The following is a 13,859-nucleotide window of genomic DNA, read 5'->3' on the forward strand; positions in this document are numbered from 1 at the left end:
CAGTGACTTATCATTATATTGATAAATCAAAAAATGTATTGCTTGATGCTAATCTACTAACTATGTATTTGGTGGCTCAGCTTGGTGATGGTGAAGTAGAGAGGTTTAAGCGTACACGAGAATATACGACAGCTGATGCCAAGATATTGGATAATACTTTATCAGGTTTTAAATCTATTATTACTACACCGCAAGTCTTAACTGAAACTGCTAACTTGCTTGATTGGTTTGAAGGGGCAAAGCGGCAGGTGCTATTTGGTTATCTGAGTCAGTTTGTTGTGCAAGTTGATGAAAAATACTTATCTGCTAAGCAAATTATAGTAAGTCCTGCATTTATTAAGCTAGGACTATCAGATGCTGCCTTATTTGATATTTGTCATTTAGATAAATGTGTCCTACTTACGTCTGACCTTGATCTATATGGGTTTGCAGCAGGTCATGGCATAGAGGCTATTAACTTTACCCATTTAAGAAAATATTTATAAACAGTATTGTTGACGCAAAACAACTATCAACTAATCTATACCTAACATAACCGCCATGCTTAGTGCCCTTTGGGTAACGCGCAACCTCGGCGGTTTTTTATTGCCTTTTTAAAGCAAAAAAAGACGTCACGCTTCATTGTAGCGACAAACAGTAGCGCACTGCTATACTGACAAGGTATAAGGCTTATTCATAGATCGATCACATAAAAAAGCGACTGGATACACTCATGGACATAAAAAAACTCACGTTAAATAATCTAGGACGCTTTGAAGACCTTGAGGTAGATTTTGCCCCAACTGAGAGTCATCAGTCGAATGTCACGGTATTCATTGGTAATAACGGTGCCGGTAAGACTTCCATACTAAACGCGTTAGCAACTTCTTTAAGCTGGTTCGTTGCACGTTTGCGTACTGAAAAAGGTAATGGCACGACCATCGATGAGCTGAATATCATCGACAATGCGTCAGCTGCTGGTATTTCATTATACTTGTCTGATGATATTAAAACGGATAGCGAGATATCATTTTTATTGTACCAATGGACGCTCGTAAAAGTACGAAAAGGGCGTAAAAGTGAGAAGTCTAGCAATCTAAGTCAACTTTCTAAACTGGTAGATAATTACCGTCAGAAACTCACCGATAATGACAATGCGAGCCTGCCTTTGATTGCCTACTATCCAGTCGAGCGTTCAGTCTTGGACATTCCGTTAAAGATAAGAAGCAAGCACAATTTTGAACAGATAGACGGCTATGACAGTGCGCACAATCAAGGCGTAGACTTTCGACGGTTTTTTGAATGGTTTCGTGAGCGTGAAGATATTGAGAATGAGGAGCAGCTTAGGTATCGCGAAAACTCTTGGCGTGAACAAATGCAAGAAATTAAAAGACAAGAACAGCTTACAGAAATATATAAGAAAAAGGCAGATGAGTTAAGGAAACGTCAGGATAAAAATTTAAATACTGAGGAAAGAATTAAGAGTTTAGAAGAGTTAAAAGAGCTTCTTGAAGAAGTAACGACTTTTCGTGAAAGTTTTAAAAATGTAGGTGGAATAAGTGATAATCGAATTGAAGATAAGCAACTAAGCGCAGTCAGAACTGCGATCACAGCCTTTATGCCTGATCTCAGTAATATCCGCGTTCAACGCAAACCACGACTACATATGGCGGTCGATAAAGATGGCAGGTCACTCAATGTCATGCAGCTCTCACAAGGAGAGAAGTCGTTGATGGCATTGGTGGGCGATATTGCCCGTCGTTTAGCGATGATGAACCCTGCTCTTGATGACCCACTACAAGGCGATGGCATCATCTTAATTGATGAAGTCGATATGCACTTGCATCCTAGTTGGCAGCGTAACTTAGTGCCGCGATTCACGGCTACTTTCCCCAATTGTCAGATCATACTAAGTACCCATTCGCCTTTGGTCATTAGTGATCAAAAAGGCATATTGGTCTATCTGCTAAGTGATGGCGAGATTGGCGCATTGCCACCTTTATATGGTGCCGACGTTAACACCGTATTGCTAGAGGCAATGGACACGGACGTCCGTAACCCTGATATTAATGATAAGCTCAATGATTTATTAGATGCCATTCATGATGGTGATGTCAATAATGCTAAGATGCTAATGCAAGCACTAGGTCGTGAGCTGCCTGCCGGTAATATGGAGCTTGCCAAAGCAAGATTGCTGCTTCGTAAAAAGGAGCTGCAACTTGCGAAAAATAAGTAAACAAGTAGGTCTCGAGCCAGCAAGTTTAAGTCAGTTCAAACGTCGCAATAGACAAGGCAACTATAGCGATCTGACGGTTGAAACAAGACAAGATATCCGTTTGGCATGTACCATAGAGCAGTTTTATTTATGTGCTTACTGCTGCAAACAAATCTCAGGCAGCAGCGACGATACAATGAATGAGCATGTCATAGCAAGAAAGACAGCACCTCATAAAAGCCTTGATTACACCAATATCGTTGCCAGTTGTACAACGGCCAATCAGTGCGATAATGCACATGGGTCACAGACATTACCCTTAACGCCTTTTGACGTTGAATGTGAAACAGATTTAGATTTTAAGCTCAGTGGTAGAGTGGTGGGTTTAACCGATGACGCTCAAAAAACCATCGACGTATTACATTTAGATCATAGGTCTTTGACTGAGCAAAGAGGGCAATTTGTACAAGCCTTATTATTAGGAAGTGGCATTGATCCTGATGATGTCATAGATGATAGTGATTTGATTCAAATGGTGATTGATGATTTAGCAAAGCCACAAGATGGCAGGCTTGAAGCATTTGCGCCTGTGGTTATCAATGTATTACGAGGATGGCTTAGATGACTAACAGTATCAATTTCGCAGAAGAATTTAGCTCAAAAATTCCTGCCTTAACCTTACTCACTACACTAGGCTATCAATTCATTCCTCCTAGCTGGTGCAATGCCATGCGCTCAAAGACGGTCTCCAATAAAGCCACCAACCAAGTGGTGCTATTGCCCATCATGCGTGCATTTTTAGCCGAGCAAACTTTTACGTTTGAAGGTCAGGCGCATCCTTTATCAGACAGCGCCATTGATAAGATCATACATGAGCTAAACCCAGCGATGAACTTAGGCTTGCAGCTCGCCAATGAGAAACTTTATAACGCTATGCTCTATGGCGTGACCGTGACTGAGTTCATCTATGGTAAGAAAACCTCGCAGACCGTCGCTCTGATAGATTGGAATAATATTGATAATAATAGCTTTCACGTTACTGAAGAGATGGTAGTACAGAATACTGAGGGCACAGGTAATGTCATTCCTGATATCGTTTGCTTCGTGAACGGTCTACCGCTGGCAGTGATCGAAGCCAAACGCCCTGACTCCAGTAGAGAGGGACAGTCGACCAATGCTCAAGCGGTGTCCCAGCATATTCGCAATCAAAAGCCGAAATTTATTCCAAACCTATTTGCCTATAGCCAGTTATTACTTGCGGTTAACGGTAATGAAGGTCTGTATGCTACTTGCGGTACACCTAGGAAATTTTGGGCGAAATGGGTCGAAGAAGAAATCTCTGAGCCTGAGTTTGCCCGTATAAAAAACCAAACGCTCAGCGATGAGAAGATTGAGAATTTGTTTAGCCATCGTCCTGCCTCTATTAAAGATGAATATAAATCACTGATTGCTAGCGGTGATCTGGTCGTTACCGATCAAGACCGCTTAATCATCAGTCTTTTACAGCCACAGCGTTTGCTTGAGATGACGCGCATGTTTACCTTGTTTGATAAAAAGGCTGGCAAAATTGTTGCCCGTTATCAGCAAGTCTTTGGCATCAAAGCTCTGATTGAACGTATCAGTAGTTTTGACGGCTCTGATGGTAAGTCGGGTAGTCGGCAAGGCGGTGTCATTTGGCATACCACAGGCAGTGGTAAGTCCTTTACGATGGTGTTCTTCTCCAAAGCACTTATTTGGCTAGAAGCATTAGCAAAGTGCCGAATAATCGTAGTGACTGACCGTGTTGATCTTGAAACTCAGCTGAGTAATACCTTTAAGTCTGGTGGTGTCATCACCAGTAAGCGAGATAGTCAGGATGCCATGGCAACCTCTGGTCGTCGTCTGGCCGAGCAAATCGGTCATGGTAATGAGCGCGTTATTTTCTCCATTATCAATAAGTTTGGCTCAGCCGTTAAGTATGATGAATGCTATAATGACAGCCCAAACATTATCGTCATGGTCGATGAAGGTCACCGAAGTCAAAACGGTGAAAACAATATTCGCATGACGCAAGCCTTACCAAATGCTGCCTTTATTGCCTTTACGGGAACGCCATTACTAAAAGATGATAAAACCGAAAACAAATTCGGCAGCATCATTCACTCCTACACCATGCAGCAAGCGGTCAAAGATAAAACCGTCACGCCACTGTTATATGAAGAGCGTATCCCTGAACTTAATACCAATGATCAAGCCATTGATGCTTGGTTTGACCGTATCACCCAAAAGCTTACCGACGATCAAAAGAGTGACCTCAAACGTAAGTTCTCCCAAAAAGGTCAAATCTATCAGGTTGAGGGACGTATCGAGCTGATCGCTCATGACATCTCTGATCACTTCCAAAACTTTAAACAGCAGCATCTAAAAGGTCAGTTGGCTTGTGACTCTAAAGCCTCAGCTATTCGCTATAAAATGGCATTAGATAAGATTGGCAAAGTGACCTCAGTGGTCGCTATGTCACCACCTGATACCCGTGAAGGGCATGACACTGTCGATGGCGAATCAAAAGACATCGTACAAAGATGGTGGCAAGATAATGTCGCCGCAGACTTCGGCGGTGATGAAAAAGCGTATACCAAAGCCATCATAGAAGCCTTTAGTCAGGACGATGGTCCTGACATTATGATCGTCGTTGATAAGCTATTAACGGGCTTTGATGAGCCAAAGAACACCGTTTTATATATTGATAAGCCTTTAAAGCAGCATAACCTCATTCAAGCCATTGCACGGGTGAACCGCTTGCATGAGAAGAAACGTTTTGGTTATCTGATTGATTATCGTGGCATCCTAAAAGAGCTGGATATCACCATTGAGAAATATCAAGACTTAGCGGAACGTACGCAAGGTGGCTTCGATATCGAAGACCTCAAAGGTTTGTATAACGCGATGGATACCGAGTATAAGCAGTTACCCAGACTGCATAGCGAACTGTGGGCTATCTTTTCATCGGTAAAAAACAAACAGGATGGGCAAGCGCTAAGGCAAGTGCTAGCACCGAAGATGCAGGATATCGATGGCAGAGTAGTCGATACCAAGCTTAAAGAACGTGATGACTTTTATGCTGCTTTGACCGAGTTTTCTAACGCCATGAAGATTGCGCTGCAATCAGCATCTTTCTTTGCAGATAAATCATTTGATAGCAAGCGTGATCGCTACAAAGCCGATCTAAAAGCCTTTATCAATCTACGTAAGCAAGTTCGTGAAGATGCTGATGAAACCATCGACTATGATGAGTATGAAGCGGATATTCGTAGCTTACTTGATAAGCACATTGCAGGGCTTGAGGTTAAAGAGGCGAAAGGGGCTTACTTGGTCGGCAATTTAGGCAAGGATGTTAAGCCCGAAGCGCTCAGTGATGATGAAGCACGCAACCAAACCGATAAAATTACAGGTCGTGTGACTAAGATGATTGAGCAAGATTTGGCTGATGATCCGTATGCGCAAGAGTACTTCTCTAAGCTCCTAAAAAAAGCCATTGAAGAAGCTAAAGCGATGTTCGATGCACCCGTGAAGCAGTACATGATGTTTGCTGACTTTGAGCAGGCCGTCAAAGACCGCGATGTTGCTGATGTACCGAATGAATTTATCGATGACAATGGCAAATTAAATAAACATGCTCAGGCTTATTTTGGTTTGTTTAAGCATTTATTTGATACTGATTTCTTAGCGGATAAAGAGCTAGATAATGACAAGCTGGTCGCTTACGCCTTTGAGATTGATGAAGTAGTCAAAACGAATGTGGCGGAATATTCCATCAATGCCAGTGAAATTGAAAATGCGATTAATAGACGATTATTGCCAATGCTGTTTGCTGACTTGGGTATTGATAAAGCGCAACAGCTCATTGAAGAGGTGCTAAAGATTACCCGACTTGGGCTGTCGAGAGAGACAAGTAGCCCACGAGCAGCAAGAGGGTAGTAGGCAATGACTGAGACAGGCAACTTTTATTATGGTGAAGATAAGATCCATTATGAAGTCGTGCGTAAAGACACAAAAAATAAGTCTAGAAGCGATACGCTTATTAACGAAAAGAGCAAACCTCGCAAAGTGGTCATCAAGGTACATCCTGATCAGCGTGTAGTCGCCACAGCGCCTGTTGATGCCAGTGACGAGATAATACATGACGCCATGATGAAGCGTGCTCGCTGGATATGGCAAAGCCTACAAGAATTTGCAAAGCAACAAGATCACGTATTGCCTAAACGTTATATCAGTGGTGAGACCCAGTTTTATCTGGGTCGTCGTTATGTGTTAAAAGTGATAACCGATGCAAAAACTAACGATGTGATAAACAGTACGGTGAAGCTCAGTCGCGGTAAGTTACATGTAGAATTGTCTCAAAATGATTCTGAATTAGACGCTGAAAAACGAGCGATTCTCGTGAAAAGCTTGATTGATAAATGGTATAAAGATAAATTTACGTCGGTCTCTAGAGAGAGGCTTGAGGCCTTGATACATAAGGCCTCATGGGTTAAAAATAGTCCTTCAATAAAATTAATAACCATGAAAAAGCAGTGGGGAAGCTGCTCTACTAGAGGCAATCTAATACTTAATCCACATTTGGTAAAAGCACCAAAGGAATGCATTGACTACGTGATACTGCATGAGCTCTGTCATATAGCCGAACACAACCATAGCGAAAACTTTTGGCGCTTATTAACTCAAGTCATGCCGCATTGGAAAGAGGTGAAAGCTAGGCTCGACGGGATGGCTGAGCTTTACTTGAATGAGTAAAATTTGGAGCTAGGTAGTTTAAGATGGTTCTTTGGAAAAGTATCAGCCTCCGATATACTCGAGGCGCTTCACTTAATTACTCTATGTAATGGTTAAGTTAAAAAGGTAGTATTTACAAGAATTCGAGGTTTTCAATGCTTAAACAACATCGACAAGCACTTGTAGTTGAAGGTGGTGGAATGCGTGGCGCATTTACCAGTGGTGTCTTAGACGCATTTTTACAACAACAATTTAATCCTTTTGATCTTTGTGTGGGGGTGTCCTCAGGCTCAACGAACGTTGCTAACTATTTAGCTGCGCAACAAGGTCGCACCCTGCAGATTTACTTAGATCATTCACTTCGACCTGAATTTATCCATTATGGTCGTTTCCTTAAAGGTGGGGACTTACTGGATCTAAAGTGGATGTGGGACGTGGTGGAACAAGAGCATCCACTAAATCAGGCACAATTATTTGCCAGTCATGCTGAGTTTTACATGGTGCTAACACACGCTATTTCAGGTGAAGCTAACTATATTAAAGCCTGTAAAGACAATATTTTGGATGGATTAAGAGCATCAAGTTCTATACCAGTGCTGACTCGTCAAGCGGTCGAGATATTTGGCGAACCTTATTTCGATGGTGGTGTAGCTGATGCTTTGCCTGTGCATTGGGCCGCTCAACAAGATCGTGTTGCTAAGCTAATGGTGATCCGTACTCGTCCTCACAATTACTATAAAGCAGGTCGCAAGGGCGATCAGCTGTTGGCTAAATATTTTTCTAAGCAACGATATGGTTTTGCCCAAAGCTTATTAACACGAACCCAACGTTATAATGATGCGGTGCAATTTTTACATTCTGCATCACCACAGAAGTTTTTAGAAGTTTGCCCACCCGACTTGAAAAATATGGCGGGTCGATTATCTAAAGATAAAGCTAAAATTCGTTATAGCTATGATGTAGGACTAGAAACTGGGTACAAAGCGATTGAAGATTGGCATAAACTTTAATGATAATTCCGTTAATAAATCAGAATGCTTAAAATTAGACATTAACTGTTAAATAGTGCAGCTTAATTCTATTGGATAAGTATCTTATGGTTGAGATATTTGCCGGTCAGTCGAGACCATCCCGAATTCTGTGTAACTGACGTTTAGATTAAATGCCTGCTTATACGATCATCAAACATAATCATAAAGCGATTCAGAGCAGACGTCCAGTTACGGATCGGCATTGACCACTTTTTGGATGCCTGCTGGGTGGCTAAGTACACCACCTTGAATGCCGCCTGATCAGAGGGGAACACCTTACGCTTATTCACCGCTGTCCGAATCACGCTGTTTAAAGACTCAATAGCATTGGTGGTATAAATGGCTTTTCTGATGTCTTTAGGATACTCGAAGAACACCGTTAAGCTCTCCCAGTTATTACGCCAAGACTTAACCACGTGCGGGTACTCTTTACCCCAAGTCTCATCAAAGTGCTCAAGATTGGCCTCTGCTATCTCAAGCGTATCAGCGCCGTAGATGGCCTTTAAATCAGCCGCCACGGCCTTCTTATCTGTCCACGGCACAAACTTCATGGAGTAACGCAGCATATGCACGATACACAGCTGAACCTGAGCATTGGGATAAACCGTGTTAATGGCATCAGGGAAGCCCTTTAAACCATCGACACAGGCAATGAGGATATCTTGTACCCCGCGGTTTTGTAGTTCAGTGAGAACGCCTAGCCAGAACTTAGCGCCCTCATTCTCTGATAGCCACATGCCAAGCAGCTCTTTTTTACCATCAAGTCCCACGCCTAGCGCCAGATAGATAGCCTTGTTGATGATCTGCTTGTCTTGGCGTACCTTAACGACGATGCAGTCCAAATAGACGATAGGATAAACACTGCTCAATGGCCGGTTCTGCCAAGCGGTGATGTCGTCTAAGATATTATCGGTGACTCTTGAAACCAATGTACTTGAGATATCTACATCGTAGAGCTCTTTAATGCTCTCTACGATCTCAGTGGTGGTTTGACCCTTGGCGTATGAGCGAGGATCAGCAAGTGTCTGGGAGACACTTGCCCGAAGCGCAAGACGTAAGGCTATGCCTGTAGTGAAATATGATCTTGTCATCAAGGCCTGAGATACGACTTTGATGCTTACGCACTAACGCAGGTTCAAAGTCACCATTACGGTCTCTTGGGGTGGAGATTTCAAGATCGCCCGTGTCACTGCGGACTGTCTTTTTAGTGTGCCCATTGCGCTTGTTTGGCTTGTCTGCTTTCTCATGCTTGGGGTAGCCGAGATGGTCTTCCATCTCAGCTTCAAGGGCAGTATCGATAAACGATTGCATGAGCTGCTTCTGAAAGTCTTTGATGTCATCAAAGCTTTTCATGCTACAAGCCATTTGTTCGGCTAGTTTCTTAATGTCAGTTTGGTTAGTCATTGCTTATTCTCCGGTTAGTGGATTATAAGCAGTTACACAAAGTTTGGGAAACTCTCGAATAAGAGGGCTAGTGTTCTATATCAATTGATACTAGATTCTTAGTAAGAAGTTCTATTTTGTTTTTAACCTCAGAATAAATATCTACTTCGTTATCTTCAACCTCCAGAGTAACTAATAATGAATAGTTAACCGTTCTCGAACATCTTTCTTTATCTTTATTAAGCTTCCACCAACCTGTAACAGGTTTGACTATTATTCTAGATAACTCAGAAAGCTCTGCTGCTGTTCCTTCCCAATAGTCTTTATGTATTGAGCCAGATTTTTGTAGACTACTACCAAAGAACCATTTATGTTGTGTATCGTGACTAGTATATTCTTCACCACGTTTATTGCTTCTGTTCATACTGTCTATAAAATCTTCTTTATTCTGACCTGATTTACAAAGATTAAAAGAGAGTCCATGTGACCTGTAAACATACTTACTTTTAATACTTGAAACCCTAGGGTTAGGTTCAATAAAGTAGGATAAGGTAATAGTCATTTTGACTGTCGAGTCTAAGGGTAGCTCTTTAAGAACTTGTTCAGGCCATGGTAATTCATGAAGGTTAAACTCATTGAGTTTGAAACTATCAGTTTCATCAAAAGGTTTTATTGAAGACTCAATAATCAGGCTTAGTCTATTATTTTTGCTATTAACAGCTTTTTCTAAGTCAGGAATCCCATATCCACATACCCTCAGTATATTTTTTTGATACTCTTTGAGCATATTATTCTGTGGATGTTGCCTAGCTAATTGTTCTAACTCATCAAAAATAGATTCTGACCATTCAGCTGAATGAATCATTAACCCTCTAATAGTTTCAGAGGTAGCTTCGGGGTACGCTGACATAATTTTTGCAGCCATATAGGAGGCTTCAGCGGTAGCGGCACTGGTATCAGCATGTGAACTAAAAACGTTATTTTGAGTTTTACCTGAAGCAGTGAGAACTGATAAATCTTCATGAAAGTCTATAACACCATCGTCACGAATTAATCTATTGCCTCCCTCACAAAGTATTTCTGGCTTAAAAGGAGCATCGACCCATTCCCAATTATGAGAACTGGATGTTGTTGGGTTAATATCTTTAAATTTTGAGCAGATCACTGGATTGGGAATATTGGTAACATCATAAAGCTTAGTACAGCTACCTACTGTAATAGCATTCCAAGCTTGAGCAGGATCTTGGACTTTAGTTAACCTTGCATTTGACCAATAATCTTTTTGAAAGTTATCAGCATTTCCAGCTGAGATTATGAAAATATCAGAACTCGTTTGTGAGTTTTCATAGCAAAAATTATCTATAGTTGCAGACCATGATGTGGGGTAGCCTTCACATTTATAATCTTTATTAGTTACTGCTAAGCTATATACTCTTTGACTTTCAGGCCGATCGATTATAAGGTTACTAATAGTGCCTAATGTAATTGCTCCGTATAGTTCTTCGGGGTTCGTTCCTCGTGGTGGTAAAATTCGACCTGATTCAATTTTATGAGTCGCCTTAATCATCTGACTATTTACTAAATAATCTAGAATATCAGAGCCAAACGCAGCTACCCCAGCTTGAAAAGAACCGTGATAAACGTTTGTTGGAAAAAGTACATTATCAGTATAGTGATCCCAGTTTGTATCCCAAGAAGTACTATAACGTGCTTCACACACCTTATTAAGTAAAGGGTTATTATAGTTAACACCAGTGTCTAGAATGCTGACAAAAATATCGTTTTCACTCGGTTCTAGCTGTATACGTTGGTTAAAGTCATCAGTAAATTCATGCTGAGATGGTATGTCCATATCAATGAATACGCTAGGGTTTTCTGATGATATCCGTAGTTCTACGATATCAGGGTTTTCAGCTATTAAACCCTCAATTTGATTCCTATTAGCACTAATTTTAAATATGGTAACTGTTGGCAATGTTATATACGATTTACTTATATAAGAATATAATTTTTCGTCAATTTTCTTTAAAAAATTATTTCTCGCTTCTTCATCATCGAATGTTACCCATGCTTCACACTTTATAATGCTTTCTGAATCTTTTGGTAGCAACGATATATCGTCTGTCCATAAGTCCTCTAACGTAGAAGGTCTTATTAAGAATATATTATTCAACATCGGACGATTTTTAGGTTTTCCACCCCTAGTATCATCATTAATAAACTGCTCAATTCTACTGCGAAATACATCTTTTTTTTCGTTGCTTGTATAAAAAGTTAAGACTTGCTGATCCTCTTCTAGCTTTAATGTCTTTAGTTTGAATGACTTATTATCAAATTTTTCAACATCAAGCTCTGTTCCATTATCACTTACAATGCTAAGGAAGATACCTTTTTCGCTAGTCAATGGGTTGACTTTATCCTGACTATCACTAGAAATATTTTGTTTTTCATTTAATATATTCAAAGCTTCATCGTATTGAAGTATTAATTTCTTTCCATGCTCTGATCTGTCTTTTGGAGTAAGATAAGGCGAACCTCCACCAGAACTAGCGAAATAATTATGTTTTTCGATGTTATTATAGAACAGGTGAGGCTTGTTGTTATTCATTAGGTTACTCTTTAGAGTTTCGTTTTACTGTTTAGGGACTGGAGTAAGAAGCTCTCATCAACAATATTATTATTGTTTAAGACAGCTTGTTTAGCAGCATCATCGCAAGCCTTTACAATCTCAGCGTAACTTAACCCTTTTGCAGCGTCATAGATAGCAGACCACTTATTTACTTTAAACTTAAACAAAAGGAACTTATTTTGAATTAAACGCTTTATTTCATCTTCGTTAGGTAAGTCAAATTCAATAATATCATCAAAACGACGAAATAGAGCTTTGTCTAAAGATTCAACATGATTAGTAGCTGCAATTACTATACTATTAGACTGCTCTTCTTCGAAAAAGACTAAAAAAGAATTTAGTATTCTTTTGATCTCACCAACATCATTCCCCTGACCTCTAGAAGACCCTATGGAGTCAAACTCATCGAAAAGGTAGACAGCTTTGTTGTTAGAAATAAAATTAAAAATAGCTCTTAATTTAGCAGCTGTTTCGCCCATATACTTACTCATGAGTCCATCAAGTAATATCGCGTAAAATGGCATATTCAGTTCTGTAGCCAACATTGAAGCTGATATTGTTTTTCCAGTTCCTGGGAGGCCGTGGAATAACAATTTCCTGCGTGGAGTAAGCCCGAATTCTCTAAGGCTAGCAGCATTTTTATGTTCATTGATGACTTTATCTAAGTGCTCTTGTACAGAAGGTGATAAAACAATTTCATTTTTCCGAACCGAAGCAAATTTGAGCTGAAGGCTACCATCTAATTCATTACCATTTGAAGCACTCATACTACTTTTATCAAAGTTTTTCTGTGTAGGTGACCCTTTATCGATGATAGATTTTAACTCTTTAGCAAGTTTATGATGACCAGAGCGCGCTTCATTTGCAGCAATTTGCAATGAAACTGACTGGAATCGGCCAGTATCGTTTTGATAGTGAGCCCTAATCAGGTTCTTAATCTGTTCAGCGGTTGCCATTTTGGACTCTCGATGATACTAGTTAGTTTGATATATAATTATATCAAATCGGTACGTAAAAAACTCACTGATTGAAGGGCGCAAAAATAGCTATATTATTGCCGCTGATGTTGCCAAGCATACTGAGCAGCAGGCAGAGTATATGTAAATGCGCGGCTTAGATGACATGCATTATCAAAGCTTGATTATAGAATACCTCAAGACGTTTGAGCGAGGCAGACTAGCTGATTTTGATAAAATGCTGGCTAATAAGTTACCGCAAGTGCTAGATGATAAACAGCGTAAGAACAAGGTGCGTAACCTGTTGCAGAAAATGCGCCGTGATGGATTAGTCGTTTCTGAGGGTTGGTCTTGGACTCTTGCAAATAGCTAAGGATAGCTAAGGATAGCTAAGGATAGCTAAAAACAGCTAAGAATAGCTAAAAGCAGCTAAGTGTAGCTAAAGATAGCAAAAAAACAAGCCGCTTAGTGCGGCTTGTTTTTCATCATTGATCAGTGAAACCGCGCAGCCATCTTCCTCTCGATCCACTGAGCGACTTCACTTTCAACCCATGCTACGCGTCCTTTGGTCATCTTTACTTGAACAGGAAAAGTAGGGTCATAACGTTTAGATCTCTTATTAAGCATATCATAAATTGTGGAACTACTAAGTCCTATACAGTCTTCGACTTGCTGTATCGAAATCATACGAGGTATTTGTGGCATGCTTGGCATTGATGTGTTTGGTTGAGTGTTTGCGTTTAAATTATCCATTGTTTTCTCCTAGTAAGTGAATGAGAGCTTTCTCTCTCATACAGTTAGGGAGTCCTATATTTTTTTACGGCATCCTATACAGTCCGACCGTTCGCCTTAGTTAACCCAATAAAAAAAGAAGCAGAATGAATCCGCTCCTTCTTATATCAACTGCTTATTTT

At 40.5% G+C, this 13,859-nt stretch carries 10 protein-coding genes and 1 pseudogene; 7 read left to right on the forward strand and 4 right to left on the reverse strand.

The window, feature by feature from the left end; genetic code table 11:
* Window positions 1-2 precede the first annotated feature (2 nt).
* From B3V51_RS10265 to B3V51_RS10290, 6 genes are all read left to right on the forward strand, one after another.
* Window positions 3-485: a PIN domain-containing protein gene (locus B3V51_RS10265; protein WP_286708357.1), complete on the forward strand. Its 483-nt coding sequence runs from the start codon at window positions 3-5 to the stop codon at window positions 483-485.
* A gap of 227 nt (window positions 486-712) precedes the next feature.
* On the forward strand, window positions 713-2,215 hold the full coding sequence (locus B3V51_RS10270) for an AAA family ATPase (RefSeq protein WP_286708358.1): 1,503 nt from the start codon (window positions 713-715) through the stop codon (window positions 2,213-2,215).
* Entirely contained in the window at window positions 2,199-2,819 is a 621-nt protein-coding gene (locus B3V51_RS10275; protein WP_286708359.1) for a hypothetical protein, read from the forward strand. The genes B3V51_RS10270 and B3V51_RS10275 overlap by 17 nt, the downstream gene beginning before the upstream one ends.
* A complete protein-coding gene (locus B3V51_RS10280) occupies window positions 2,816-6,151 on the forward strand; it encodes a type I restriction endonuclease subunit R (RefSeq protein ID WP_286708360.1) in 3,336 nt (1,111 codons plus the stop codon). Before B3V51_RS10275 ends, B3V51_RS10280 begins: the two co-directional genes overlap by 4 nt.
* A 6-nt stretch (window positions 6,152-6,157) precedes the next feature.
* Window positions 6,158-6,967, forward strand: a complete 810-nt coding sequence (locus B3V51_RS10285) for a M48 family metallopeptidase (protein ID WP_286708361.1) — start codon at window positions 6,158-6,160, stop codon at window positions 6,965-6,967.
* A gap of 134 nt (window positions 6,968-7,101) precedes the next feature.
* Window positions 7,102-7,956: a patatin-like phospholipase family protein gene (locus tag B3V51_RS10290; protein ID WP_198328257.1), complete on the forward strand. Its 855-nt coding sequence runs from the start codon at window positions 7,102-7,104 to the stop codon at window positions 7,954-7,956.
* Window positions 7,957-8,099: 143 nt separating this feature from the next.
* On the opposite strand, the pseudogene B3V51_RS10295 reads toward B3V51_RS10290, so the two are convergent.
* From B3V51_RS10295 to B3V51_RS10305, 3 genes and pseudogenes are all read right to left on the reverse strand, one after another.
* Window positions 8,100-9,381: pseudogene (locus B3V51_RS10295) on the reverse strand (IS256 family transposase).
* 67 nt (window positions 9,382-9,448) lie between these two features.
* A complete protein-coding gene (locus tag B3V51_RS10300; protein WP_230710333.1) occupies window positions 9,449-11,968 on the reverse strand; it encodes a S8 family peptidase in 2,520 nt (839 codons plus the stop codon).
* Between the two features lie 11 nt (window positions 11,969-11,979).
* Complete coding sequence (locus B3V51_RS10305) at window positions 11,980-12,945, reverse strand: AAA family ATPase (protein ID WP_192993555.1); 966 nt, start codon at window positions 12,943-12,945, stop codon at window positions 11,980-11,982.
* Between the two features lie 148 nt (window positions 12,946-13,093).
* Here B3V51_RS10305 and B3V51_RS10310 point away from each other — a divergent pair, with 148 nt between their 5' ends.
* Entirely contained in the window at window positions 13,094-13,318 is a 225-nt protein-coding gene (locus B3V51_RS10310; RefSeq protein ID WP_286708362.1) for a hypothetical protein, read from the forward strand.
* Between the two features lie 119 nt (window positions 13,319-13,437).
* Here the strand turns inward: B3V51_RS10310 and B3V51_RS10315 are convergent, their stop codons facing one another.
* Window positions 13,438-13,698 (reverse strand): helix-turn-helix transcriptional regulator, encoded by a 261-nt coding sequence (locus B3V51_RS10315; RefSeq protein WP_330165964.1) that lies wholly within the window; start codon window positions 13,696-13,698, stop codon window positions 13,438-13,440.
* Window positions 13,699-13,859: the final 161 nt, after the last annotated feature.

Origin of the sequence: Psychrobacter sp. UBA2514 (assembly GCF_002341255.1) — a bacterium.
Lineage (GTDB): Bacteria > Pseudomonadota > Gammaproteobacteria > Pseudomonadales > Moraxellaceae > Psychrobacter > Psychrobacter pacificensis.